We start from the raw sequence: 24,525 nt of genomic DNA, 5'->3' as shown, positions 1-24,525 counted from the left end.
GTGCCTGGTACCGCCTCGGTGCACGACGTCGTGGCCGCGATCCTCGATCGGACCGGTCCCGAGTCGCCGATGAAGGTGCAGAAGCTGCTCTACTACACCCAGGGCTGGCACCTGGGTCGCTTCGGCGAACCCCTCTTCCCCGACCGCATCGAGGCGTGGACCGCGGGCCCCGTGGTCCCCGAGGTCTACCGCCGCCACGAGGGCACGCGGGAGGTCGCGGACTGGCCGGAGGGCGACCCCGGCAGGCTCAGCGACCAGGACCGGGAGCTGGTCGACACCGTCGTCGCCCGCTACGGCGGCTTCGACCGCCACCAGCTCAGCGCCATGACCCACGACGAGGAACCCTGGCGGGTGGCCCGCGGCGACCTGCCCGACTCGGCCCCCAGCCGGGTGCGGCTGTCGGAGTCGGTGATGGCCCGCTTCTTCGGCAGGCTGATGTGCGACGCGGACACCGCCGCCGCCGAGGCCGCCGCCAGCGCCCGGTTGGAGGGCCTGGAGGTCTCGGCGGAGGCCCGCCGGGCCTGTTCCCGGGTCGCGGACGGCACCATGACCACCGACCAGGCCGTCCGGCAGCGGCTGCGCGAGCTCCTGGGCGCCTGAACCACCACCCAAGGAAGATCGACCGGGCGACGCGTGTGACCGACCCGTACCTCGACCCCGAGACCGGGGTGCTGCGCAACCTGCACGGCTGCACCGACCACGCCACCCTCGCCGCCGTCGAGCGCGACCTGGCGTTCCTCCGCGACGAGGAGCTGAAGCGATTACCCCTGCCGGGCGCCTACGACTCCGCGCACCTCACCAGGTTCCACCGCCACCTCTTCGGCGACGTCTACCCGTGGGCGGGCAAGCACCGCCGGGTCGACCTCGTCCGGGGCACGTCCCGCTTCGCGCACTGGCGCCACGTCGAGCCCGCGCTCACCGACCTGTTCACCAAGTTGAAGGCCGAACGCCTCCTCGTCGGATTGCGCCGCGCGGATTTCCTCGACCGGTTCGCTTATTACTTCGGTGAAGTAAACGTCGTCCACCCGTTCCGCGAGGGGAACGGTCGCGCCCAGCGCGCGTTCTTCCGCCAATTGGCGCTATTCGCGGGGTGGCGAATGGATTTCGCGCGTCTGGACCGAACGGACTATCTCCACGCGTGCGTCGCGGCGATGGTCGGTCAATTCGAACCCCTTACCGCGCAGTTCGACATCGCGCTCGTGGGCGGTGCATAAAACCGTTGCCCCCCACGCGTTCGCGTGAGGGGCAACGGTTTTATGCTCGTCCCCGGCACAGGGCTACCGGGGGCGTGTCAGGCTGGTGCGGGCCTCGTCCGGGGTCGGTCGGTACCGGACGCGGTCAACCACTCAGCCGACGCGCCAGAGGGCGGGCACGTTCGGCGGCTCCCAGCCGGGCTGGGCCGTGTGGCCCTGCAGGCAGGTGTAGTTCACGCCGCTGTAGGTGACCCGGGTGCCCGCGGCGTAGTTGGTGCCCGCGGCCCAGGTGGTACCACCGGGCGGGTTGTTGGTGGTGCTGGTCGGCGGCGTCGTCGAGCTCGACGGCGGACGGGTCGTCGACGAGGTCGGCGGGGTGCCGTTGACGTTCAGGACGAAGTCGAACGACGCTTCCTTGCCGTTGCCCACGGTGCGGACGTTCATCAGCAGCCGGGGGTCGTAGATGGTGTCGGTGTTGTTGCGCGGCTCACCCGGGAAGTACGTCTGGGTGGTCAGGATCCGACCGCCGGGGTTCTGCACCTTCATGTGGATGTGCCGGGTGCGGCCGGGGTAGAGGCCGGGCACGATCGTGGTGAGGGTGTACTTGCCGTTGGCGTCGGTGTACTGGTGGCCGCGGAAGCGGTAGGTGGTGTTGTCGTAGTTGCCACCGTTGTCGGCCTGCCAGAAGTCGAGCAGGACGTTGGCGAGCGGCTGGCACTGGCGGCCGAAGACGTACCCGGTGACGGTCAGCGGGGTGCCGACGGTGCCGGGCTCGACCAGCGAGGTGCGCTGCGGCGAACCGGCCTTGAAGTACGGGCCCTCGGTCTGCTCGATGGTCGGGGCGTCCCCGTCGCTGCAGTCGGGGGTCAGTTCGAGCAGCTCGCCGTTGGCCGCGTCCTCGGCCTTGGTGCGGGCCAGGGCGGGCACGCCGACCAGCGCGATCGGCGCGGCGACTCCGGCGGCGATGGCGGCGCGCAGCACGGCCTTGCGGCTGACCTGCTTGCCGGGTTCCTGTGGCTGGTCTTGGTCGCCGTGCAGGGGGGCGTCCATGTAGGGCTCCTTGTGGGTGGGGGCGCCGGGGAATGAACACGAACCTACGTAGACGATTCGGCGTGGACGATGGACTGGAACCGTTGGACGTGGTGATTCCCATGGGGGCTGTTACCACTGTGGACGTCGTTCCCACGTAACTCAATGCGTTCCTCGCCGCCGCCGCGGCGGAAATCGCCCGGGCTCACCCCGGCTTCTCGTCGGAAAAACCGACAAAAGTACGCCGCGTCGGCGAAACCGACCCGTCCCGCGATCTGTCTGACCGTGAGATCGGTTCTCAGCAGCAGGCGTTTCGCCTCGTGTGCGCGCGCCTCCCGGACCAACTCCGACGGCGTGCGCCCGGTGGCCGCCTTCACCGCCTCGGTGAGGTAGCCCGGCGTAACCCCTATGTGTTCGGCGTACGCCCTGACGGACCACAAGTCAAGGTCTATGCGCGCGGTGAGCCTGGTGAACTCGTCGGCGACGGACCCCGCGCGGGCGGGCGCGGGGGGCGCGGCGGCCGGGGTCTCGGGCAGCCTGCCCGCGCGGACGATGAGGACGTGGAGCAGGGCGCGCAGCACGGTGTGGGCGCCCTCGGCGTTGCGGCGGTACTCGTCGTGCAGGTCGCCCATGAGCCGCGCGGTCTGGGCGTGGGTGGTGCCGTCGAGGGTGAGCCAGGGGCGTTCGCTGAGCCTGCGCAGCAGGTCGCGGTCGGCGGGGTGGTCGAGCAGGAAGTCGTCGGTGAACAGGACGACGTTGCCCTCGAGGTTGCGCGTGTTCTCCCAGTGGTGCACCTGGCCCGGGGCGATCACGCACAGGTGCGGCGGGCGCAGGTCCCAGCGGGCCAGGTCGACCACGTGCGTGCCGGTGCCGCCGGTGACGTGCACGATCTCGTGGAAGGTGTGCCGGTGCGGGAAGGACGCGCGCGACAACGGGCCGACGCTGTCGAAGGTGCCCGCGACGAACGGGAGGGCGTTCGCCGTGGGTAACTCCAACCGGTGCATGGGAAGCTCTCCCGCACGCGCGGTGCGGGAGGGCGTCCCGGGTAAGACAGTGGTGCCGCGCATGGAGCCGTTCCCCTCGCTTCCTGGACCAAAAGGTCCAGACCAATCGTTGGCAAACCCTCACGATGGCACGCGCGGGGCCGACTGGGAACACGTCAGGGCATAGCAGGAAGTACTAGACCCCCATGGGATGCCACACGGTCTTGGTCTCGACCAGTGCGCGCAGCCTGCCGATATCCGGCCCCGTGGTCCAGTCCGGCTCCCCGCGCCCGACTCGCAGGACGCGGGTGACCGTACCGGCCGCGGCCCGCTCGAGTTCGGCCCGCTGCTCCACCGGCGCCCCGGCGAGGTCGAGCGCGTTGACGTCGGCGTGCGCGGCCAGCCACGGCGCCAGCTCCGCGGTGTGCCCGGTGAGCAGGTTGACCACCCCGCCCGGCACGTCCGAGGTCGCCAGCACCTCCGCGAGCGTGATCGCGGGCAGCGGCCGGTCCTCGCTGGCCACCACGACGGCCGTCGCGCCGACCGCCAGCACCGGAGCCAGCACGCTGACCAGGCCCAACAGCGACGAGTCCGGCGGCGCGAGCACCCCGACGACGCCCGTCGGCTCCGGCACCGAGAAGGAGAAGTACGGCCCGGCGACCGGGTTCGCCGCGCCCAGCACGGTGGCCAGCTTGTCGGTCCAGCCCGCGTACCAGACCCACCGATCGATGGCCGCGTCCACAATCGACTGCGCCCGCCGCGACGGCGCGCCCTCGCCCGCGGCGACCTCGGCGGCGAACTGCTCGCGCCTGCCCTCCAGCAGCTCGGCCACCCGGTAGAGGACCTGTCCACGGTTGTAGGCGGTCGCGCCGGACCACTTGCCGAAGGCGCCGCGCGCGGCCACCACGGCCTCCCGGAGGTCCTTGCGCGAGGCCTGCGCCGCGTTGGCCAGGAACCGGCCGCGCGAGTCGGACACCGGGTAGGTGCGGCCGGACTCGGAGCGGGGGAACGCGCCGCCCACGAAGAGCTTGTAGGTCTTGGACACCGTCACGCGGTCAGACATCGAGGTACGCCTCCAGCCCGGTCCGGCCGCCCTCGCGGCCGAAGCCCGACTCCTGGTAGCCGCCGAACGGCGCGGCGGGGTCGAAGCGGTTGAACGTGTTGGCCCACACCACGCCCGCGCGCAGCCGGTCGGCCATCCACAGGATCCGGGAGCCCTTCTCCGTCCACACGCCCGCGGAGAGCCCGTACGGGGTGTTGTTGGCCTTGGCCAGCGCCTCGTCGGGGGTGCGGAAGGTGAGGACGGACAGGACCGGCCCGAAGATCTCCTCGCGCGCGATGCGCATGGACTGGGTGACGTTGGCGAAGACCGTGGGCGCGAAGAAGAAACCCTTCTCCGGGAGGGGGCACGGGCTGGTCCACCGCTGCGCGCCCTCCTGCTCGCCGGAGGTGACCAGCTCCCGGATCTTGGACAGCTGGTCGCGCGAGTTGATCGCGCCGACGTCGGTGTTCTTGTCCATCGGGTCGCCGACGCGCAGCGTCGCCACCCGCTCGTGCAGCCGGTCCAGCAGCTCGTCGGCGATCGACTCCTGGACCAGCAGCCGCGACCCGGCGCAGCACACGTGGCCCTGGTTGAAGAAGATCCCGTTGACGATCCCCTCGACCGCCTGGTCCAGCGGGGCGTCGTCGAACACGATGTTCGCCGCCTTGCCGCCCAGCTCCAGCGTGAGCTTCTTGCCGGTCCCAGCGAGGGAACCCTGGATGAGCTTGCCGACCTCGGTGGAGCCGGTGAAGGCCACCTTCGCCACACCCGGGTGGTTGACCAGCTCGGCGCCCACGTCGCCCGCGCCGGGCACGATGTTGACCACGCCCGGCGGCAGCTCGGCCTGCTGGATGATCTCCGCCAGCACCAGCGCGGTCAGCGGGGTGGTCTCCGCGGGCTTGAGCACCACGGTGTTCCCGCAGGCCAGCGCGGGGGCGATCTTCCAGGCGGCCATCAGCAGCGGGAAGTTCCACGGGATGACCTGACCGGCCACGCCCAGCGGCCGCGGATCGGGGCCGTAGCCCGCGTACTCCAGCTTGTCGGCCCAGCCCGCGTGGTAGAAGAAGTGCGCGGACGCGGTCGGGACGTCCGTGTCGCGGGACTCCTTGATGGGCTTGCCGTTGTCGAGGGTCTCCAGCACGGCCAGCTCGCGCGCCCGCTCGGCGATCATCCGGGCGATGCGGAAGATGTACTTCGCGCGTTCGCTGCCGGGCATCCGGCCCCACACCTTGTCGTACGCGCGGCGCGCGGCCTTGACGGCCTTGTCGACGTCGGTCGGGCCCGCCGTGCCGACCTCGGCCAGGACCTCCTCCGTGGCCGGGTTGACGCTCTTGAGGGGCTCGCCGGTGCCGTCGACGAACTCGCCGTCGACGAACGGCCGGTAGGTCGGCTTGAGGTTCGCGATGGCCCGCGATTCCGGCGCGGGGTCGTATTCCCAGGTCATCTAGTCCACCGTCACATAGTCCGGGCCGCTGTAGTGGCCGCTGAGCTGGGTCTGGCGCTGCATCAGCAGGTCGTTGAGCAGGCTGGAGGCGCCGAAGCGGAACAGCTTCGGGGTCAGCCAGTCGGGGCCCGCGACCTCGTGCACGGCCACCAGGTGGCGGATGGCGTCCTTGGTGGTGCGGATGCCGCCCGCCGGTTTGACGCCGCGGTGCTGCCCGGTGGCGGCGTGCCAGTCGCGCACCGCCTGGAGCATCAGGTTGGTGACCGGCAGGGTCGCGGCGGGGGAGACCTTGCCGGTGGAGGTCTTGATGAAGTCGCCGCCCGCGAGCAGCGCCAGCCAGGACGCGCGGCGCACGTTGTCGTAGGTGGCCAGCTCGCCGGTCTCCAGGATGACCTTGAGGTGGGTGTCGCCGCAGGCCGCCTTGATCGTGCGGATCTCGTCGAACACTTGGCCGTAGCGGCCCGCGAGGAAGGCGCCGCGGTCGATCACCATGTCGATCTCGGTGGCCCCGGCCTCGACGGCGTACTCGGTGTCGGCGATCTTGATCCGCAGGCTGGAGCGGCCGGACGGGAAGGCGGTGGCGACGCTGGCCACCTCGACACCGGTGCCCGCGACCTCTTGCGCGGCGGTGGCCACCATGTCCGGGTAGACGCAGACCGCCGCCACGCGCGGGGTGGCCGGGGCGGGGTGTCTGGCTTTCGCGCACAGGGAGCGCACTTTGCCTGGCGTGTCCGCACCCTCCAATGTGGTCAGGTCGACCATGGAGATCGCGGTGTCGATGGCCCAGCGCTTGCTCGACTTCTTGATGCTCCGCGTGGCCAGGCCCGCGCTGCGCTGCTCCAGGCCGACCGCGTCCACGCCGGGCAGGCCGTGCAGGAAGCGCCGCAGCGACGACTCGTCCCTGGTCGCGTCGCTGAACTCGTGCGTTGTCGTCGCGGACATGGGCTTGAGTCTATGCGGCTTGGAGGGCTCGCCGGGGGCGGGCGGTGCGGATGATCTTGATGGTGAGGGCCACGAGCCAGGCGGTCCACAGCACGTAGCCGAGGAAGTTGGCCAGGTCGGCGCCGGGGACGCCGAGCGGGATGAGGACGCCGGTGGCGACGAGCGCGGCGGCGGGCCAGGCGATGGCGCGGAGGCCGGAGCGGCGGGCGACGAGGAACGTCCACGCGGCGGTGAGGGCGTAGCCGATGGTCTCGCCGATGACGGTTCCGAGCACAGTGGACAGTGCGTGGAAGGTGTCGGGGTCGTCGACGAACGGGACGATCAGCGGCCACCGCATGAGTCCGATGACCTGTACCGCTGCTGCTGCGATGCCCAGCGGCACGATCGGGCCGGGGTTGTTTGTGCGTTTGGCGAGGTTGGTGGAGATCGGGGCCATAAGAGCGGCGGACGCGGCTAAGAGGAGAAACAGCGCGGAGATGACGAACTGGTTCGCGTGGAACTGCGTGAGCACCTCCTGGGCGGGCTTGGCGAGGACGTCGGGGTAGTCGAAGACGCTTCCCAGGCCGAGGAAGGCCAGGTTGGCGCCCGCGGCACCGGCGATGAGCAGGAGGGGCAGCACGGTCGCTCCGATCTCTGTACGGCGTGCAATATTGCACACTGTACAGTGATGCACCGTGGAAGAGAAGAGCGGTCGTCCGGGCCCGAAGCGGAGCCTGTCCGCCGGGCGGATCGTCGACGTGGCGTTGGAGCTGTTCGACGGTGAGGTCCCGTCGATCCGCGGTGTCGCCGCGCGGCTGGGGGTGCGGCCGAACACGCTGTACACGTACCTGCCGGACCGCGCGGCCCTGGAGCGCGCGCTGGTGGACCGGCTGCTGGCCGAGGCCGACCCGGACCTGCTGCTCGGCCGCCGCAGCTGGCGTCGTCGGGTGGAGGATTACGCGTGTGCGCTAAGAGGGGTGTTGTTGCGCCGTAGGGGGGCTGCGGCGCTGCTGCACTCCGCTCCGATGGACGGGCCCAACGCGCTTCTGGTGGGGGAGCGGTTGTTGGCGCTGTTCATCACGGCGGGTCTACCGCCGACGGAGGCGTCGCGGGCGACGTATGCGGTCATCGTGCAGGTCTTGGGCGCGGCGACGCTGACCGCCGCGGACCAGGACGGGCGGTCGGAGGAGGAGGTCGTCGCGGCTCGACAGTCGTTGGAGATCCCGGCGGAGCACTTCCCCCTGACCGCCCAAACCTGGCCGACAGCGGCGACGTGGAACACGGAACACCAGTTCCGCTGGTCGTTGCGCGCGCTGCTGGACGGCCTGGTGCGGTAGCGATCGGAGTTATCCACAGGCCGCCCGCTGACCTGCTCGCGGGCTGCTTTCGCCCGGTAGAATTGATATTGAGGGATCCCCGGCCCGGATGGGGTACCTGGCTGAAGGTCGCCCGGATTCGGGGTGGGCCGCAGCAGGGTTGGCTGCGGCTGGGTTGATCGCGGACCTGGGCCGGCTGGGCTCGGAGCGGCGAGTGCGGGTCGATCGCGGGCTGGGGCTTGCTCGGCGCGGCGAGTGCGTGTGGATCGGGCAGCGACCGCGTGCGCCGAGGGGCGTCTGGCGGTTGTGCGAGCGGCGGGGTGGGTCAGCCCTGCTCGATCTGCTTCTTGTTCTTCGGCTTCTTCGGCGACCGGATCTCCACGCCGCCCATCAGCGCGAGGCCGGTGACGCGGACGACCGGGGCACCCGGCGGCGGCGCCTGGTCGCGCAGGCCGTTGTGGAAGGCGCCCATGAAGCCGGAGCCGGTCACGTGCACGACGACGTCCGGCGGGACCGTGATCTCGATGCCGCCCATCAGCGCGAAGGCGTGGATGACGGTCTCGCGGGCCTCGAACGTGGCGTGCGTCAGGTCGATCTCCACGCCGCCCATGACCGCGACGGCGTTGAAGGTCGGCGGCACGGTCCACTGTCCCTTGACCTCGGACCCGGAGAGCACCGCGATGGCGTTGTTCTGCGTGCCGCGTCCCCCGATCCGGTGACCCACGGCGTGCTGGGCGACCGGCCCGGGCTGGGTCGGCTGGTAGGCGATGACCTGCTGCCCCGGCAGGTCGCGGACCAGCGGCTCCAGCTCGCCGAAGGTCTTCGCGGCGTAGACGTGCGTCAGCCGTTCGTCCAGCTCGGTGACGGTGAGCCTGCCCTCGGCCATGGCGTCGTGCAGGACCTTGGCGAACCGCTCCCGATCGGCGTCGGAGGCGCGCATGTCGCGCGGACCGGGGAGGCTTGGCTGCTCACTCACGCAGATGAGGGTAGCGCCATCGGGTGGCGCCGTGGTCTGGACATAACCGCTGGAAAAGTGGACCGCGTTCCGCCTGCCCCGGTGCGGCTACGGTGTCGCCCATGGACGTGCTCACCGTCGACCACCCGCTCGCCAAGGCGCGGCTCACCGTCATGCGCGACGCCCGGACCGACAGCGCCACCTTCCGGGCCGCGCTGCACGACCTCACCAACATGCTGATCTACGAGGCCACCCGGGCCGCGCCGCTGCGGGTCGAGCGCATCCACACCCCGGTCGCCCGCACGGACGGGTACTGGCTGGCCAACCCGCCGCTGCTGGTGCCGGTGCTGCGCGCCGGGCTGGGCATGGCCGACCAGGCGCACAAGCTGATCCCGGACGCGCAGATGGGCTTCGTCGGCCTGGCCCGCGACGAGGCGACCCTCAAGCCGACCCCGTACATGGAGTCGTTGCCCGAGGACCTGTCGGGCCGCCCGGTGTTCGTCCTCGACCCGATGCTGGCGACCGGCGGTTCGATGCTGCACACCATCCGCCTGCTGACCGACCGCGGCGCCACGGACGTCACCGCCATCTGCGTCCTCGCCGCCCCCGAGGGCATCGAACACCTCGGCGCGGCGGGCCTGCCCGTGCGCCTGGTGACGGCCAGCGTCGACGACCGGCTGAACGACTCCGGCTTCATCGTCCCGGGCCTGGGGGACGCCGGTGACCGGCAGTACGGCGCGGTCTGACCTCCTCGACGAGGTCGAACGGCACTGGGCCGCCCTGCTCGACGGCCGCCTGACCCGCGACGAGGTCGACCGCTGGGCGGCCCGGTGGCACACCGACGACCGCGCCGCCCCGGAACCGCTGGCGGTGTGGGCGCTCGACCTGCTGCACGGGGTCGACCTGCCCGACCTCGACGGCGGCTTCCTGTTCGCGGACGAGCAGGTCGCCGACTGGTTCGCCGAGTTCCGCCGCCTGCGCGCCGAGGCCCCGCCGGGCCTGGCCGCCATCGGGGAACGCCTGGTCGACCTGGTCGAGGGGCGCGCAGAACGCGACGCCGTCGCGCACTGGGCGCGCTACTGGTGCGACCACTCGGCACGCCCCTTCACCGAGGCCGAGCGCCGCCTGCTCCAGGTGCTCACCCAGGCCCAGGAGCACTCGGACGAGCAGTTCCGCGAGTGGCTGGCCGGGACCCGGCGGTAGTCGTCACGGGGGTGCCACGGTCCAGCCCCTGGTGTGGGCGCGGAGGGCCTGTTCGTACATCGCCGGGACGTCCAGGCCCGGGGGTAAGTTCCCGCGCAGTTCCAGGGAAACCAGCCCGTGGACGATGCCCCAGCAGCCCATCGTCATGGTGGTTGCGTCGTCGTGGAAGACGCCGCGGGTGGTGCCGGTGGTGATCACCTCCATCAGGGGGGCCAGGGCCGCGCGGGCCTGTTCGGTGGCGTCGTCGTCCGGTTCGAAGCCGGGGATGGCGCCGCCGAACATGACCCCGTAGAGGTGGGGGCTGGTCCGGGCGCTCTCGCGGTAGGCGATGCCGAGTGCGACGAGGTCGGTCGCGGGGTCGCCGGTCGGGCGCACCGCGCGGAGGTGGCTGCCGAGACGGCGGAACGCCTCGACGTACAGCTCCCGCACCAGGGCGGGTTTGCCGCCGAAGAGCGAGTACACGGCCGTGGTGGAGGTACCCGCGTCCGCGGCCAGCCTGCGCAGGCTCAGCGCGCTCGCGCCTTCGGCGGAGAGCAGTTCCCCCGCTCGGTCGAGCAGCCGCACCCGAAGCGCCTCGTCGTGGGTCCTGGGTCTGGGCACCACGGGAGTCTACCGTTCTGTAACACTGTCACGGTGGTACCACCGTGGTACCGTCGGCCGCATGGCGATGACGTTGCGGCTCACCGAGGAAGACAACGCCCGGCTCGACGAGCTCGCCGCCGCCGAGGGGCGCTCGAAGCAGGAGGTGCTGCGGCTCGCCCTGGCCGACCGCTGGGCCCGCCTGCACAAGGAGGAGCAGCTCGGCGACGTCCTGGCCCGCGTCCTCCCGCGCTACCAGGGCCTGCTCGACCGGCTCGGCCCGGTCTGAAAGCCGCACGCGGACTGTCCGACCCCTATGTGATCATCTTTCGGTGACCACCTACCTCGACGCCAGCGACCTCCTGGTGCTCGCCGCCGCGGTGACCGGCGGCGACCTGGTGGTCCGCGACCTCGGCCTGCTCGACTCCGCCGCCTACCGCCCCCGCGCCACAGTGCTCGGCGTCGAGGCCTACGGCACCCTATGGCTCAAGTCCGCCGCCCTGCTCGACTCGATCGTGCGCACCCGTCCCCTGGCCGAGGGCAACTGGCGGCTCGGCTGGGTCGCCGCGGTCACCCTGTGCGACCTCAACGGCTGGTGGATCGACGCCGACACCGACGACGCCCTGGAAGTGGTGCGCGAGGTCGGCCGCGGCGCCGTCGAGGTGCCCAAGATGGCCGAACACCTCGAGGCCTGGGCGCTGCCGAAGAACGAGTAGCCGGTGCGAGAAATCAAACACGCTTGACCTGGAGCGCACTCCAGCTCTTACGGTCAGTGCGTGACTTACGCGATCGCCGAGGCGGCCCACCGCAGTGGGCTGTCGATCGACACCCTGAGGTACTACGAGCGGATCGAGCTGATCGACCCGCCTGCGCGTGACTCCGGCGGCAGGCGCGCCTACACCGACGAAGACCTGGCGTGGCTGCACTTCCTCACCAAGCTGCGCACGACCGGCATGCCGATCAAGCTGATGCGCGAGTACGCGCGCCTGCGCCACCAGGGCGTCGCCTCCGTAGGCGCGCGCAAGCACATCCTGGTCCGCCACCGCGAGGACGTGCTCGCGCGGATCGAGGAGCTGCGGTCGTGCCTGCAGGTCCTCAACTACAAGATCGAGAACTACGAGCGGATCAGCGGTTCCGAGCAGGACCGCCAGGAGGTTCCGGCATGAGCATCCCCACCCGCGCACTCGGCTCGCTGCAGGTGAGCGCCCAGGGCCTCGGCTGCATGGGCATGAGCCAGGGCTACGGCCCCGGTGACGCCGAGGAGTCGGTGGCCACGCTGCACCGGGCGCTGGAGCTGGGCGTCACGTTCCTCGACACCGCCAACGTCTACGGCGACGGCGCGAACGAGGAGCTGCTGAGCGGGTTCCTCAAGGGCAGGCGCGACCAGGTCGTGCTGGCCACCAAGTTCGGCATCGCCGGTCGCGGCCCGAACGGCCCGGCCGTGCGGGGTGACGCGGCGTACGTGCGCGAGTCGATCGAGGCGTCGCTGCGCAGGCTGGGCGTCGACCACGTCGACCTGTACTACCAGCACCGCGTCGACCCGGACACGCCGATCGAGGAGACCGTCGGCGCCATGGCCGAGCTGGTCGCCGAGGGCAAGGTGCGCCACCTGGGCCTGTCCGAGGCGGGCGCGGACACGATCCGCCGCGCGCACGCCGTGCACCCGATCGCCGCCGTGCAGAGCGAGTGGTCGCTGTGGACCCGCGGCATCGAGGCGGAGGTGCTGCCGACCTGCCGCGAGCTGGGCATCGGCGTGGTGCCGTTCTCGCCGCTCGGCCGGGGCTTCCTCACCGGGCGGCTCACCGCGACCGAGATCGGCGACGGCGACATCCGCGCCGCCATGCCCCGGTTCGCGGCGGAGAACTTCGACCGCAACCGGGCCATCGTGACCGCGTTGGAGGAGCTGGCCGCGGCGCGCGGGGTGACCGCCGGTCAGCTGGCGCTGGCCTGGGTGCAGGCGCAGGGGCCGGACGTGGTCCCGATCCCCGGCACCAAGCGGCGCGCGTACCTGGCGGAGAACGCGGCCGCCGCCACCATCGAACTGTCCGAGTCAGACATCGCCGCCATCGAGGCGGCCGCTCCGGCCGACGCCTTCATCGGGGACCGCTACGCCCCCGGGATGATGCGCGCGGTCGGCAAGTAAGAGGGGAAACGAGAGTTGAGCAAGCTGGAAACGCGGCACCTCGGTCAGCTCGCCGTCGGCGCCCAGGGGCTGGGCTGCATGGGCATGAGCGACTTCTACGCCGGCCGCGACGATGACGAGTCGGTCGCCACCATCCACCAGGCGCTCGACCTGGGCGTGTCGCTGCTGGACACCTCGGACATGTACGGCCCGTACACCAACGAGGAACTGGTCGGCCGCGCCATCCGCGACCGGCGCGACGAGGTCGTGCTGGCCACCAAGTTCGCCATCGTCCGCGACCCGGACGACCCGACCCGCCGGGACGTGCGCGGGGACGCGGCCTACGTGAAGCAGGCCTGCGAGGCGTCCCTGCGGCGCCTCGAGGTGGACCACATCGACCTGTACTACCAGCACCGCGTCGACCCCAAGACACCCATCGAGGAGACCGTCGGCGCGCTGGCGGAACTGGTGGCGGAGGGGAAGATCCGGCACATCGGGCTGTCGGAGGCCGGTGCGTCGACCATCCGGCGGGCGCACGCGGTGCACCCGGTCAGCGCGCTGCAGAGCGAGTGGTCGCTGTGGTCGCGCGACATCGAGGACGAGATCGTGCCGACCTGCCGCGAGCTGGGCATCGGCGTCGTCCCGTACTCGCCGCTCGGCCGCGGCTTCCTGACCGGCAAGTACACCTCGACGGCCGACTTCGGCGAGGGCGACTACCGGTCCGCGGCGCAGCCCCGGCTCTCCGAGGAGAACCTGGCCAAGAACCTCGCCATCGTGGCGGCGCTGCGGATCCTGGCCGAGGAGCGCGGGGTCACCGCCGGTCAGCTCGCGCTGGCCTGGGTGCAGCACCGGGGCGCGGACGTGGTGCCGATCCCGGGGACCAAGCGGCGCAAGTACCTCGCGGAGAACGTGGCGGCGCTGGACGTGCGGCTGTCCGAGGACGACCTGCGGGTGATCGAGGCGGCGGTGCCGCTGGAGTCCGTGGCCGGGGAGCGGTACCCGGAGCAGGGCATGAAGATGATCGGTCTCTGAGCCGATCGGCGCGCCGAAGTCCGCCCGGGTAGGTCCCGGGCGGGCCACGGCCCGTTCACAGCCGGATCCAGGCGCGGCTGAGCGCCGACTCCGAGCGGATCAGCTCCAGCAGCTGTCCCATCCGGTTCCGGTTGCCCACCCCGTGGACGCCCCAGAAGTCCGACAGCTCCTGGGGGTAGACCAGCCGCGCGGTACCGGTTGCGGCCAGCGCCTGGGCGAAAGCGGGGTGCGCACTGGACTTCAGGCGCAGCAGGTACGCCATCGTCGCGGTTCGCAGGTGGGGCCAGTCGGCGCGGCGTTCGAGCCGCATGGCGAGCAACCGCGCGTCGTACGCGGCTTCCGTGCGCAGGATCGCGGCTTGGTCCCGCTCGTTGGCGACCGCCAGCGCCCAGTAGGCGTGCGTGACGGTCGGGTAGGTCCGGCCCGCGACGGTGATGGGTGCCGGGAACTCGTTGCGCAGCACCAGGATTCCGGGATTCGGCGGTCTCTCGTCCGAGGGCCGCGGCTCACTGATGACGACGGTGGGCTCGTCCGGTTCAGGCGGGCTGCTCGCGGGTTCCCCTTCCGCGTGGAGCCGCGCTGCCTCCTCTTCCGCGTAGCGCTGTGCGGCCCGGCCTTGCTGGACGAGGTAGTCCAGCGCTTCGGCGTGCTTCTCCTCGGTGACCAGCACGGCTCCGCCGAGTCGGTTGACGTAGTGGTTGCCCGGTCCGGCCGCCACCACGCGCAGCGGCCAGCCCTTGCGGTCGTGGTCGCCGAGGAGGAAGTCCCGCCGGTGTTCGGGGACCGCGGCGAAGGCCGCGCGCAGCACCGCGCGGTTCTCCTCGGTCGGGTGGTCGCGGAAGACCTTGAGCGCGGCGACGCACCGGCCGGCGGAGTCCGGTCGGTCGTTGTACCTGTCGATGACGTCGCGGGCCTCGCCGATCAGCCCCTCGGCGGTGATGCGGGACCGCGGGTTGGCGAACTCCCAGCCCGCGAGCTGGTAGGCCGAGGCCGTGGCGCCCTCGGGGAGTTCGGTGGCGATCCAGCCCGAGGTGACCGCCGCGACGAAGTCGTCGAAGGTGTGCAGCGTCCCCCAGTCGACCATGCCGTCGGCGTAGACCACCAGGTTGTCCAGGTGGTATTCGCCGTGGTTGCGGACGAACACGGGGCGCGAGGAGCCGATGATCCGCTCCCCGTCCACGGTCCGCCAGGTCGATTGTCCGGTCCCCATGGGGATGAGCCTAGGGGTGCGGAAAAAACAGGGTTCCGCCGCGGTGGGGGCATCACCGCGACGGAACCCCTGGTGTGGCCGCGGGTCGCCCGAAGGAGGGGGTCGGGCGACCCGCGGGGGCATTCGGTTGTCTGTCCGCTATGGACAGTCCTTAGTAGATGCTGCCGGTGTAGCAGACGGCGGCGATGTAGCCGAGGGTGGTGCAGCTCGACGGGGTGCCGCTGTCGTTGGCGGCGTTCGGGTCGGCGGGGGAGCTCGCGGTCCGCTTGGCGGTGACCTTCCAGGTGCCGATGGTCGACAGCTTCAGCGGGACCGAGAAGGTCTTGGTGACCGACTGGCCGACCGCCAGCGGGCCGACCTCGCAGCTGACGGTGCCGCCCGCGACCGTGCAGCCGGGGCCGGCGACCGCGAGCAGCGGCGACGGGACCGCGGCGGTGACCGTGCCGGAGACCAGGGCGTCGGGGCCCGTGTTGCGGACGGTCATCGCGTACTGCAGCGCGGGCACCATGATGCCGACGCGCGGCGAGGCCTGCAGGGACACCGCGAGGTCGCTGGCCTTCGGGGTCGGCAGGACGGTGCGGTTGAGCAGCACCGAGATGCCGTCCGCGACCCGGTTCGTGGTGATCAGGTCGGCGCGGTTGTCGTTGTCGACGTCGGCGGCGTGCACCTCGGTCGGGGTGGTGCCGGTGGCCAGCGTGGCGGTCTGCTGGAACGTGCCGTCGCCGTTGTTGAGCACCGTGACGCTGTCCGCGCCGGAGAGGGAGACCGCCAGGTCGGGGTCGCCGTCGAGGTCGAGGTCGGCCACCGCGACGCCGAACGGGTTGGGGCCGATGGCCTTCGCGGTCGGCAGTCCGAAGACGCCCGCGCCGTTGTTCAGCAGGATCGAGACCGTGCCCGCGCCGTAGTCGGCGGTGGCCAGGTCGACCTTGCCGTCGCGGTTGAAGTCGCCCGCCGCGATGTCGATCGGGTTGACGCTGGTCGGGAACGGGATCGCCAGGCCGAAGGTACCGTCGCCGAGACCCGCGAAGACCGAGACGGTGCCGGTGAAGAAGCCCGCGGTCGCGATGTCGACCTTGCGGTCGCCGTTGAGGTCGGCGAGCACCACGCCGCGCGAGTAGCCGCCGGAGAGGTAGTCGGTGGGCGTGCCGAGCGTGCCGTCGCCCTTGCCCAGCAGCACGGTGATGCCCTCGGGCCTGCTGATCACGACGTCGGCCTTGCTGTCGCCGTTGAGGTCGCCGGTGGCGATGCCCTCCGCGCCGCCGCTGACCGGGTACCCCACGCGCGGGGCGAAGGTGCCGTCACCGTTGCCGAGCAGCACCGAGACGGCGCCCGAGGTGGTGACGGCCAGGTCGGCCTTGCCGTCCCGGTTGAAGTCGGCCGCCGCGATGGCGGTCGGCTCGTCGCCCGGGTAGATGGTCTGGCGGGGGCCGAGGACGCCGCCGCCGGTGCCGAGCAGCACGGTGAGGCGCCACTCGTAGCGGTCGGCGGTGATGACGTCGGTCTTGCCGTCACCGTTGAGGTCGGCGTCGATGACCGCTTCCGGGTGGTTCCCGGTCGAGTAGTCCACGCGCGGCGCGAACGTGATCGGGTTCGCCGCGGACGCGGGGACTGCGGCGAGGGTCAGCGTGGCGGCGGTGGCGGCCACCACACCCAACACCCGGGAACGAGCGGTCACGGAATACCTCCTAATCGGCACATGCCGTCGACCGCCCCATCGCTTTCCGCGCGCCACCCGTTTCGGGGTTGTCGCAGGTACCTCGCTGTGTGTCACGTCCGATTCGGACAGTGACTGTTGATCGGTGTTCTTGCTCTTCTTGACCGGTTCACAGTGGACCGTGTCTTGATTTGTTGCCGAACCCCGCCTTACGGCATCAGGCGGGCGGCGACGGTGGCACCGAGTTCGCGGCAGGCCAGAAGGTCGACTTTGGAGGGCTCTCCCGTGACGCTGACGTGGGGGTGACCTTCTCCCAACCGAGCCCGGTGGTGATCGACTCGATTCCCCGGATCGCCCCCGCGGTGTCGTTGTTGCCGTGCGCGTAGAGGCCGAACGGGCGCGCGCGGGTGGCGTCGAGGCAGGGGTAGTAGGCGTCGAAGAATGGCGGAGACCAGAGGCCTCCGCCATCCAGGACGCAGTGGCCGACTTCCAGTCGGACTGTGCCGTGGTCTTCAGCCGATAACATTCGCTATCCGTTGAGTAGGTCGCGGATTTCCGTGGAGATCGCGGTGAGGCGGTCCTGGGCCGCGGTGCGGGCGGCCGGGAGGGCGTCCGCGGTGGGGGCGGGTTCGACGACTTCCAGGTAGGCCTTGATTTTTGGTTCCGTGCCGGACGGGCGGACCAGGACTCGGAGGCCGTCGCCCGTGTAGCGCAGGACGTTCGCGCCCGGCATGAGGTCCTCCGCGGTCACCGCCACCCCGGCGAAGGTGGGGGGTGGGTTGGCGCGCAGCGCCGTCATCAGGGTACCGATTCGGGTTAGGTCGGTGACTCGCAAGGAGACCTGGGACGTCAGGTGCAGGCCGTGGCGCAGGGCCAGGTCGTCGAGGGCGTCCGCCAGGGTGCGGGTGGTGGCGCGGAGGGTGGCGGCCAGGTCCGCCAGCAGAATGGCGGCGGAGATGCCGTCCTTGTCGAGGACCGAGGTGGGGTCCACGCAGTGGCCCAGGGCCTCTTCGTAGGCGTAGATCAAACCCTCGCCCGCGCGGACCAGCCACTTGAAGCCGGTCAGGGTGGCTGCGTAGCGGGCGCCGTGCGCCGTGGCGATGGCGGAGAGCAGAGAAGAAGAGACGATGGTGTTGGCGACGAGCGGGGACACCGAGTCCGTTGTGGACAGGATGTGTTCGCCCAGCAGGGAACCGGTTTCGTCGCCGGTGAGCATGCGCCAGCCGGTGGGGGTGGGGATGCCGATCGCGCAGCGGTCGGCATCCGGGTCGAGGGCGATGGCGATGTCCGCGTCCACTGTGGATGCCAGGGAAAGCAACAAGTCAGTGGCGCCGGGCTCCTCCGGGTTGGGGAAGCCGACGGTCGGGAAGTCCGGGTCGGGTTCGGTTTGCTCGCGGACCAGGTGGACATCGGTGAAACCCGCGCGGTGCAGCGCCAGGCTGAGGGGACCCGCGCCTACGCCGTGCAGGGCCGTCGCGGCGATGCGGAGTTCGCGGGCCGTGCCGCGGGGGAGCGTCGCCGCGCGGTCGAGGTAGGCGTTGAGGGTCGGCTCCTCGATCGGGGTCCACGTGCGCACCTGGGGGATCGACACGGCCGCCGGGCACGCGGCGATGGCGGCCTCGATGGCGTGGTCGTCCGGCGGCACGATCTGACCGCCGCCCTGGACGTAGAGCTTGTACCCGTTGTCCTGCGGCGGGTTGTGCGACGCCGTGATCTGGACGCCCGCCACCGCGTTCTGCGCGCGGACGGCGTAGGCCAGCAGCGGGGTGGGCAGGGCATTGGAGAGCACCCGCACGTCGAACCCGGCCGCCGCGAGCACACCGGCGGCAGCGGCCCAGAACGCCTCTGAGCCGTGCCGCGCGTCGCGGCCGACGACGACCACACCGCCCCGGTGCCCCTGGGACACCAACCACGCCGCCACCCCGGCCGTCGCCCGGATGACGACCGCGGTGTTCATCCCGTTCGGACCCGCCCGCACCGGCCCGCGCAGTCCCGCCGTGCCGAACGTCAGGGGGCCTGCGAGACGGTCCTCAAGCTCCTCGGCCCTCCCCGGCACGCCGCCCATCGCCTCCGCGACGATCTTCTGCAGCTCCGCGCGGCTGTCCGGGTCCGGGTCGTCGGCGATCCAGCGGAACGCCTGGTCGCGCAGGGCCGGGGTCAGCCTGCTCACGAGCGCGCGACCAGTTCGCGCAGGAAGCCGCCCATGCCCTCGGCGGCGATCCGGCCCGCCTCCAGCACCTCCAGGTGGTTGAGCGGCTCACCGGTGATGCCCGCCGCCAGGTTCGTCACCAGCGACAGGCCGAACACCTCCACGCCCGCCGCGCGCGCCGCGATCGCCTCCAGCACGGTCGACATGCCGACCAGGCCCGCGCCGAGGACCCGCAGCATGTGGATCTCGGCGGGGGTCTCGAAGTGCGGGCCGGGCAGTCCCGCGTAGACCGCTTCGACGAGCGTCGGGTCGATCTCCTTGGCCAGCGCGCGCAGGCGCGGCGAGTACAGGTCGGTCAGGTCGACGAACTCGGCGCCGACCAGCGGGGACCGCGCGGTGAGGTTCAGGTGGTCGCTGATCAGCACCGGCTGCCCGACCCGGGCGCCCTCGATCAGGCACCCGGCCGCGTTGGTCAGGATGACCGTTCGGACCCCGGTCGCCGCCGCGGTGCGCACGCCGTGCACCGCGCGCGCCACGCCGTGGCCCTCGTACAGGTGGGTGCGGCCGAGCAGCACCAGAACCCGCTTGTCGCCGACCTCGATCGAGCGGATCGTGCCGCCGTGACCCTGCACCGTCGGCGCGAGGAAGCCGGGCAGCTCCGCCACCGGCACCTCGGCGGCGGGCTCGCCGAGCTGGTCGACCGCGGGGCGCCAGCCGGAGCCCAGGATCAGGGCGATGTCGTGGCTGGTCGCCCCGGTGCGGTCGGCGATGGCCTTGGCCGCCTCTTCGGCGGCGCGGCCCGGGTCGGTGTCAACGTCGATTCCGGTCACGCTCCGGAGCCTACGCGCGACACCTCCTCGCGTGCCGGGAATCCCAGTCGCACCAGCAGGTAGAGCGGGAGCCCGAGCGGCGAGAGCAGGATGGTGAAGACCAGGATCGGCGCCATCAGCAGCGGGTGCACGCCGCGGTCGCGGCTGTCGAGGTACATCCACCGGCCGATGAACAGGTCCCACGCCAGCACCTGCGCCCAGACGAGCACGACGGCGTTGTCGTCGGTGAAGAACGCCAGCCAACCGGCCAAGGTGGGCTGGGTGACGCCCGCCCACAGCTCGCCGAACACCGGCACCGCCGCGACCGCCCACACCACCAGCGCGGGCAGCAGGATCAGCGGCGACTCGGCGATCCGCCGCGACCACGACCAGGTCGGGGCCACGATCATCAACGCCCAGAACGGGACGACGGCGTAGAACGCCAGGTTGAACAGGGTGCTCACGCGGTGCTCGCTTCCCGGGTCGCGACCGCGGCCGGGCGCCGGGCGGACAGCGCGCCGATGGCGACGCCGACGACGATCACGCCGAACGCCGTCGCGGTCACCCAGTCGGGGTGGATCAGCGACTGCCCGCGCAGCGCCTGCCAGGTGAGCAGCACCAGCAGCGCCGTGTAGCCCGCGCCGACCGTCCACACCAACCGGACCCCGGACCGCTCGTCGACCCGGCCGCGCAGGAAGTAGCCCAGCAGCGGCAGCAGTTGCAGCGCGTGCATGCCGACGAAGTGGCCGACGCGCAGGTCGCCGCCCGTGGTGCTCCAGCCGGTGAGCGGCATCGACGGGCCGCCGTCGGGGACGCCGACGCTGTGCGCGCCGACGATGTCCGGGACGCCGCTGGTGTTCATCGTCATCAGCACGCCGACGGCCATGCCCGCCAGCGACAGGAACATGCCCAGCCGGATCGCCGCCAGTTCCGGCGCCGGGGCCAGCCGCTGCGCGGCGAGCTTGATGGCGATCAGCAGCGTGCAGACCCACAGCACCGCGACGGTGATGCCCATGATGCTGAACATCAGCGTGTTGAACGGCGTGGTGTTGTTGAAGTGGCTGCGCTCCCCGCGCACCACCTGCATGACGACGATGACCATCTCGATCACGGTCGCGCCGACGATCACCGTCGCGGACCGGTTCAGCAGCTTGGACGGCTTCTCCGGCAGCGACAGCAGCCACGCCCAGCTCAGCGCGAACGCCACGAACGACACGCTGAACTTCAGCGGCTTGAGCCAGATCGCCGAGCCGACCAGCACCCGGTCGTCGACGACCAGGCCGACGGCGGAGACCAGCCCGGTCAACACCATCAGCCCGGTCAACACCAGTAACGGTCGGTGCCAGGTCCGCATCGTGAGCCCCTCGAATGGATAGTAGTGCTATCTGCTATCGATAGATACTCTATCCACCTACCCGTTGTCGAGGGGTTGGGAAGGTGCATGCGGATCAGCGAGCTGAGCAGGCGCAGTGGCGTGGCGGTGCCGACGATCAAGTACTACCTGCGGGAAGGCATCCTCCCGCCGGGCGAGCGCACCAGCCCCAACCAGGCCAGATATGACGACGGCCACGTGCACCGGCTCCGCTTCGTCCGCGCGCTGATCGAGGTCGGCGGCCTGTCCGTGGCCACGGTCCGCGAGGTGCTGGCCCGCATCGACAGCGACGAGGCGAACCTCGACCTCCGGCTCGGCACCGTGCAGAAGGCGCTGCTCCCGTCGACCGACGGCCTGTCCGGGCCCGCGCAGGAGGCTGCCGAGCAGGAGGTGGTGAACCTGTTGGAGGAGTACGGCTACCGGTACTTCCGCGACCACCCGGCGATCGCGTCGCTGGCGAACGTCATGGTGGCCGCGCAGGCGCTGGGGCACAACCGGTTCGCCGAACACCTGCGCCGGTACGTCGCCGTGATGCCCCAGGTCGGCGTGATCGACATCGACTACATCGAACAGGCCCGCACGATCGACCACATGCTGGAGAGCGTCGTCGTCGGCACCGTCCTGGGCGACACGGCGATCGCGGCCGTGCGCAGGCTGGCCCAGACCAGCGAGTCGGCCAAGCGCTTCCCCCCGCGCGGGTCGGAGACCCCCGGCCCGTAGGAAACCCCGTGGCCCGCCCGGACGCGCCTCGCTACGGTCGCTCCCGTGAGCTACGAGCACCCGCTGGCCTACCTGCTCGGCATCGAGGGATTGGCCCTGCTGCGCGGTTTCACCGGCGACCACGACCGCGAGTTCACCGAGGCGCGGATCGCCGAGATCCGGCGGCTGCTCGACGAGCCGTGGACGGGGGTGGAGGTCGACCGGGTCGGCGCGGCCGACGGCTACCGGATCTGGTCGCGCACGTACGACCAGCCCGGCAACGGCGCCTTCGCCATCGACGAACCGGAACTGCGGCGGATCATCGACCCGCTGCCCCCGGGCACCGCGCTGGACGCCGCGTGCGGCACGGGCCGCTACGCGCGGCTGCTGGCCGACCGCGGCCACCGGGTGCTCGGCGTCGACGGCTCACCGGAGATGCTCGACCACGCCCGCCCCCGGGTGCCCGAGGCCGAGTTCCGGCTCGGTGACCTGCGTGGACTCCCGGTGGACGACGCGTCGGTGGACCTGGTCACCTGTGGACTCGCGCTGACCCACCTCCCCGACCTCACCCCCGCCTTCGCCGAGTTCGCCCGCGTGCTCCGCCCCGGCGGCCACCTGGTGGTCGTGGACATGCACCCGGAGTCGGTGGCCCGCGGGTCGATCCCGTCGGTGCGCGACCAGGACGGCCGACCCGGTCGGCTCCCGGCCCACCGACACCTGGTCGGCGACTACCTGCGTGCCGCACTGCCACGGGGTTTCCAGGTCCGGGACTGTCGGGAACCGGTCGCGGAACTGGGTGGGACCCCCGAACCCGCCGACTCCCCGGGCCCCTGGGACGTCTGGCCGTGGAGCCTGATGGCGATGGTCCCCGAAGCCGCGCGCGCCGTTTACCCCGGCTCGCCCGTGATGCTCGTCTGGCACTTCCAACTCGCCTGACCCCGAAAACCGGAGAATCTCTCCCGTACGAGGAAATACCGACCAGTGGCCCGGGGTGCGCATTCCCGTCGTTATCGCTTACGTGACCGCGGGACTTCCCACGAGCTACTTGGTCAATACCCGGAACTCGGGTGCGATCCTGGCGAAGAGGCCCCGCCTGCCCGTGTCCTCCAATTCGATCGGCACGGTCACGCTGACCACCCACAGGTCCCGGTCCATCGGCAGGATGTTGGCGATCGACGTCCGGTTGACGTCCGTACCCGAGGAACCCGGGCCGCCGTCTTCGGCGAAGTCGACGCTGCGGTAGGTCAGCTGGACCGCGGTTTCCGGGATGTTCCCCGATTCCAGCGGCGTGCTGCCCACCACCCGGTATCCCGGTGTGCGGCTCGACAGGACGCGCAGGTACTGCTCGACCGTGTGCTTGGTGTAGAAGTTCGGGAACCGCTCCACGACCAGTTCCGAGGTGCCGTCCGGGGAAACCCAGTGCACGCGGGTGCTGTTCGGGAGGGTTTTCGCGGTGCGCTGCTCCACGAACTTCACCCAGTTGTCCGGCACCGGGACGGTGAACGTCCCACCCTGCTCGCCCGCCAGGGTCGCCGCGTCGGCGGTGCGGGGGGCGAGTTCGCGGATCGGGGCCGCGGCCTGCTGGGACGCGGGGGGCGGGCTCTGCGGCAGCACCTCCTGCCCGCCCACCGCCCGGGTCATGGCGAAGCCGCCGACCGCGGCGCCGCCGAAGAGCAGGACCGCCGACGCCGCCAGGGCCGCGGTGACCAGCGGGGCGCGCCGGGGCAGGCGCTCCTGGCGGGTCGCGAACGGCAGGGGGCCGGGGGCCGCGGCGAGCGGGGCGCCCCGCTCGGTGGGCGCCTCGACCGACACCACCGGCTTGGTCACGACCGTGCGCGCGTCCTCGGGTGACGGCGGGTCCAGGCGCAGGCTCTCGTGGACCGGGCTGCCCGCGGGCGGCAGCAGCGGCAACAGCAGCTCCCTGGCCTCCCGCAGCGTCATCCGGGTGTCCGGGTCCTTCACCATCAGCCCGGTGATCACCGGGCGCAGCGGGCCGTCGTAGTCGGGGACCGGGACCTCGCCGTTGACGACCTGGCCGATGGTCTCCAGGGCGGGCGCGTCCGGGTCGTACGGGGCGTGCCCGTCGACGGCGGCGAACAGCGTCGCCCCCAGCCCCCACAGGTCCGCCTGCGGGGTCACCGCGCCGCCGGAGGCGACCTCGGGGGCGATGTAGCAGGGCGACCCGAGCATCACGCCGAGCTGCGTCAGGGTGCGCTCGGAGACGTTGCGGGCGATGCCGAAGTCGGTGAGCTTGACCCGGCCGTCCGGGCAGACCAGGACGTTGCCCGGCTTCACGTCCCGGTGCACCACCCCGACCTCGTGCGCGGCCTGCAGCCCCGACGCCACCGCGTGGCCGACGATCGCGGCCTGCTCGGTGCTCAGCGGGCCGTTGCCCGCGATCAGCTCGGCCAGGCTGACCGCGACCAGGAACTCCATCACCACGAACGGCTCGTCGTCCTCGCGGGCGACGTCGTGCAGGATGATGACATTCGGGTGCGACACGACCGCGATGGCCCGGGCCTCGCGCAGCGTGCGCTCGCGCAACTCCTCGATCTCCTCGACCGCGTCGTCGGCGAGGATGCGGACCTGCTTGACCGCCACCGGCCTGCGCAGGAACTCGTCGTAGGCCTCCCACACCGTGCCCATCGAGCCCTGGCCGAGCTGTCTGCGCAGGCGGTAGCGCTCCGCTACGAGGCGTTGCTCGGGCTCCTGGGTCGACACGGCCGACATTCTCACCCACGGGCCCATCGGTCAGGGGTGAAAAGTGAAAGGTATCCGAGTGTCTACTCGTCGGTAACCGCGATCTGGCTCAC

Annotated in this window: 27 protein-coding genes and 1 pseudogene; 12 read left to right on the top strand and 16 right to left on the bottom strand. The window is 71.4% G+C overall.

The genetic code is table 11. The features are described from left to right. A complete protein-coding gene (locus V5P93_RS33405) occupies positions 1-600 on the top strand; it encodes a type II toxin-antitoxin system antitoxin SocA domain-containing protein (protein WP_245931157.1) in 600 nt (199 codons plus the stop codon). A 35-nt stretch (positions 601-635) separates the two neighbouring features. Further along, complete coding sequence (locus tag V5P93_RS33400; RefSeq protein WP_104478130.1) at positions 636-1,214, top strand: Fic family protein; 579 nt, start codon at positions 636-638, stop codon at positions 1,212-1,214. A gap of 132 nt (positions 1,215-1,346) precedes the next feature. On the opposite strand, the gene V5P93_RS33395 is transcribed toward V5P93_RS33400, so the two are convergent. The 6 genes from V5P93_RS33395 to V5P93_RS33370 all read right to left on the bottom strand — a co-directional run bounded on the left by V5P93_RS33395 (position 1,347) and on the right by V5P93_RS33370 (position 7,252). Further along, positions 1,347-2,243 (bottom strand): carbohydrate-binding protein, encoded by an 897-nt coding sequence (locus V5P93_RS33395; RefSeq protein WP_104478131.1) that lies wholly within the window; start codon positions 2,241-2,243, stop codon positions 1,347-1,349. Positions 2,244-2,287: 44 nt separating this feature from the next. Continuing rightward, positions 2,288-3,226 (bottom strand): AraC family transcriptional regulator, encoded by a 939-nt coding sequence (locus V5P93_RS33390; RefSeq protein ID WP_245931158.1) that lies wholly within the window; start codon positions 3,224-3,226, stop codon positions 2,288-2,290. Between the two features lie 175 nt (positions 3,227-3,401). Next, positions 3,402-4,268, bottom strand: coding sequence for an aldehyde dehydrogenase family protein (locus V5P93_RS33385; protein ID WP_104478133.1), 867 nt, complete (start codon positions 4,266-4,268; stop codon positions 3,402-3,404). Beyond that, positions 4,261-5,691 (bottom strand): aldehyde dehydrogenase family protein, encoded by a 1,431-nt coding sequence (locus V5P93_RS33380; protein ID WP_104478134.1) that lies wholly within the window; start codon positions 5,689-5,691, stop codon positions 4,261-4,263. The genes V5P93_RS33385 and V5P93_RS33380 overlap by 8 nt, the downstream gene beginning before the upstream one ends. Beyond that, positions 5,692-6,633: a deoxyribose-phosphate aldolase gene (gene deoC, locus V5P93_RS33375; protein WP_104478135.1), complete on the bottom strand. Its 942-nt coding sequence runs from the start codon at positions 6,631-6,633 to the stop codon at positions 5,692-5,694. Positions 6,634-6,643: 10 nt separating this feature from the next. Beyond that, a complete protein-coding gene (locus tag V5P93_RS33370; protein ID WP_104478136.1) occupies positions 6,644-7,252 on the bottom strand; it encodes a DUF4386 family protein in 609 nt (202 codons plus the stop codon). Between the two features lie 55 nt (positions 7,253-7,307). Between V5P93_RS33370 and V5P93_RS33365 the strand changes: the two genes are divergently transcribed. After that, positions 7,308-7,949 carry a TetR/AcrR family transcriptional regulator gene (locus V5P93_RS33365; RefSeq protein WP_104478137.1) on the top strand — a complete coding sequence of 214 codons (642 nt, stop codon included), beginning with the start codon at positions 7,308-7,310 and terminating at the stop codon, positions 7,947-7,949. Positions 7,950-8,253: 304 nt separating this feature from the next. Here V5P93_RS33365 and V5P93_RS33360 read toward each other — a convergent pair whose 3' ends face one another. Next, the gene (locus tag V5P93_RS33360; protein ID WP_104478138.1) at positions 8,254-8,904 is read right to left on the bottom strand and encodes a DUF1707 domain-containing protein; all 651 of its coding nucleotides are present in this window, start codon (positions 8,902-8,904) and stop codon (positions 8,254-8,256) included. A 101-nt stretch (positions 8,905-9,005) separates the two neighbouring features. Between V5P93_RS33360 and upp the strand changes: the two genes are divergently transcribed. Further along, on the top strand, positions 9,006-9,629 hold the full coding sequence (gene upp / locus V5P93_RS33355; protein ID WP_104478139.1) for a uracil phosphoribosyltransferase: 624 nt from the start codon (positions 9,006-9,008) through the stop codon (positions 9,627-9,629). Beyond that, positions 9,604-10,086 carry a hypothetical protein gene (locus tag V5P93_RS33350; protein WP_181043367.1) on the top strand — a complete coding sequence of 161 codons (483 nt, stop codon included), beginning with the start codon at positions 9,604-9,606 and terminating at the stop codon, positions 10,084-10,086. The genes upp and V5P93_RS33350 overlap by 26 nt, the downstream gene beginning before the upstream one ends. 3 nt (positions 10,087-10,089) lie before the next feature. Here V5P93_RS33350 and V5P93_RS33345 read toward each other — a convergent pair whose 3' ends face one another. Beyond that, positions 10,090-10,686 carry a TetR/AcrR family transcriptional regulator gene (locus V5P93_RS33345; RefSeq protein WP_104478324.1) on the bottom strand — a complete coding sequence of 199 codons (597 nt, stop codon included), beginning with the start codon at positions 10,684-10,686 and terminating at the stop codon, positions 10,090-10,092. Between the two features lie 61 nt (positions 10,687-10,747). Between V5P93_RS33345 and V5P93_RS33340 the strand changes: the two genes are divergently transcribed. The 5 genes from V5P93_RS33340 to V5P93_RS33320 all read left to right on the top strand — a co-directional run bounded on the left by V5P93_RS33340 (position 10,748) and on the right by V5P93_RS33320 (position 13,819). Further along, complete coding sequence (locus V5P93_RS33340) at positions 10,748-10,954, top strand: ribbon-helix-helix protein, CopG family (RefSeq protein ID WP_104478140.1); 207 nt, start codon at positions 10,748-10,750, stop codon at positions 10,952-10,954. A 43-nt stretch (positions 10,955-10,997) separates the two neighbouring features. After that, on the top strand, positions 10,998-11,381 hold the full coding sequence (locus V5P93_RS33335; protein ID WP_104478141.1) for a type II toxin-antitoxin system death-on-curing family toxin: 384 nt from the start codon (positions 10,998-11,000) through the stop codon (positions 11,379-11,381). 60 nt (positions 11,382-11,441) lie between these two features. After that, positions 11,442-11,831: a MerR family transcriptional regulator gene (locus tag V5P93_RS33330; RefSeq protein ID WP_104478142.1), complete on the top strand. Its 390-nt coding sequence runs from the start codon at positions 11,442-11,444 to the stop codon at positions 11,829-11,831. Continuing rightward, complete coding sequence (locus V5P93_RS33325) at positions 11,828-12,808, top strand: aldo/keto reductase (protein WP_104478143.1); 981 nt, start codon at positions 11,828-11,830, stop codon at positions 12,806-12,808. The genes V5P93_RS33330 and V5P93_RS33325 overlap by 4 nt, the downstream gene beginning before the upstream one ends. Positions 12,809-12,886: 78 nt before the next feature. After that, positions 12,887-13,819 (top strand): aldo/keto reductase, encoded by a 933-nt coding sequence (locus V5P93_RS33320; protein ID WP_104478325.1) that lies wholly within the window; start codon positions 12,887-12,889, stop codon positions 13,817-13,819. 55 nt (positions 13,820-13,874) lie between these two features. Here V5P93_RS33320 and V5P93_RS33315 read toward each other — a convergent pair whose 3' ends face one another. The 7 genes and pseudogenes from V5P93_RS33315 to V5P93_RS33285 form a co-directional block, all read right to left on the bottom strand. After that, on the bottom strand, positions 13,875-15,029 hold the full coding sequence (locus tag V5P93_RS33315) for an NADAR family protein (protein WP_146107961.1): 1,155 nt from the start codon (positions 15,027-15,029) through the stop codon (positions 13,875-13,877). A 151-nt stretch (positions 15,030-15,180) separates the two neighbouring features. After that, the gene (locus V5P93_RS33310) at positions 15,181-16,704 is read right to left on the bottom strand and encodes an FG-GAP-like repeat-containing protein (protein ID WP_181043369.1); all 1,524 of its coding nucleotides are present in this window, start codon (positions 16,702-16,704) and stop codon (positions 15,181-15,183) included. A gap of 188 nt (positions 16,705-16,892) precedes the next feature. Beyond that, positions 16,893-17,125 (bottom strand): annotated as a pseudogene (locus V5P93_RS33305) (flavodoxin family protein); the annotation flags it as partial. An 87-nt stretch (positions 17,126-17,212) separates the two neighbouring features. Continuing rightward, entirely contained in the window at positions 17,213-18,853 is a 1,641-nt protein-coding gene (locus V5P93_RS33300; protein WP_104478145.1) for a phospho-sugar mutase, read from the bottom strand. Then, positions 18,850-19,662, bottom strand: a complete 813-nt coding sequence (locus tag V5P93_RS33295; RefSeq protein WP_181043370.1) for a purine-nucleoside phosphorylase — start codon at positions 19,660-19,662, stop codon at positions 18,850-18,852. The genes V5P93_RS33300 and V5P93_RS33295 overlap by 4 nt, the downstream gene beginning before the upstream one ends. Further along, entirely contained in the window at positions 19,659-20,105 is a 447-nt protein-coding gene (locus tag V5P93_RS33290; RefSeq protein ID WP_104478327.1) for an ABA4-like family protein, read from the bottom strand. Before V5P93_RS33290 ends, V5P93_RS33295 begins: the two co-directional genes overlap by 4 nt. Then, positions 20,102-20,995, bottom strand: a complete 894-nt coding sequence (locus V5P93_RS33285; RefSeq protein ID WP_181043371.1) for a hypothetical protein — start codon at positions 20,993-20,995, stop codon at positions 20,102-20,104. Before V5P93_RS33285 ends, V5P93_RS33290 begins: the two co-directional genes overlap by 4 nt. 87 nt (positions 20,996-21,082) lie before the next feature. Here V5P93_RS33285 and V5P93_RS33280 point away from each other — a divergent pair, with 87 nt between their 5' ends. Further along, a complete protein-coding gene (locus V5P93_RS33280; protein WP_104478146.1) occupies positions 21,083-21,733 on the top strand; it encodes a MerR family transcriptional regulator in 651 nt (216 codons plus the stop codon). 45 nt (positions 21,734-21,778) lie between these two features. Next, entirely contained in the window at positions 21,779-22,648 is an 870-nt protein-coding gene (locus V5P93_RS33275) for a class I SAM-dependent methyltransferase (protein ID WP_104478147.1), read from the top strand. 105 nt (positions 22,649-22,753) lie between these two features. Here the strand turns inward: V5P93_RS33275 and V5P93_RS33270 are convergent, their stop codons facing one another. Then, positions 22,754-24,442 carry a serine/threonine-protein kinase gene (locus tag V5P93_RS33270; protein WP_104478148.1) on the bottom strand — a complete coding sequence of 563 codons (1,689 nt, stop codon included), beginning with the start codon at positions 24,440-24,442 and terminating at the stop codon, positions 22,754-22,756. Positions 24,443-24,525 lie beyond the last annotated feature (83 nt).

Origin of the sequence: Actinokineospora auranticolor, from assembly GCF_041897805.1 — a bacterium.
Taxonomy (GTDB): domain Bacteria; phylum Actinomycetota; class Actinomycetes; order Mycobacteriales; family Pseudonocardiaceae; genus Actinokineospora; species Actinokineospora auranticolor.
Note: the sequence above shows the minus strand (reverse complement) of the source record. Positions and strands in the feature narration are given on the sequence as shown.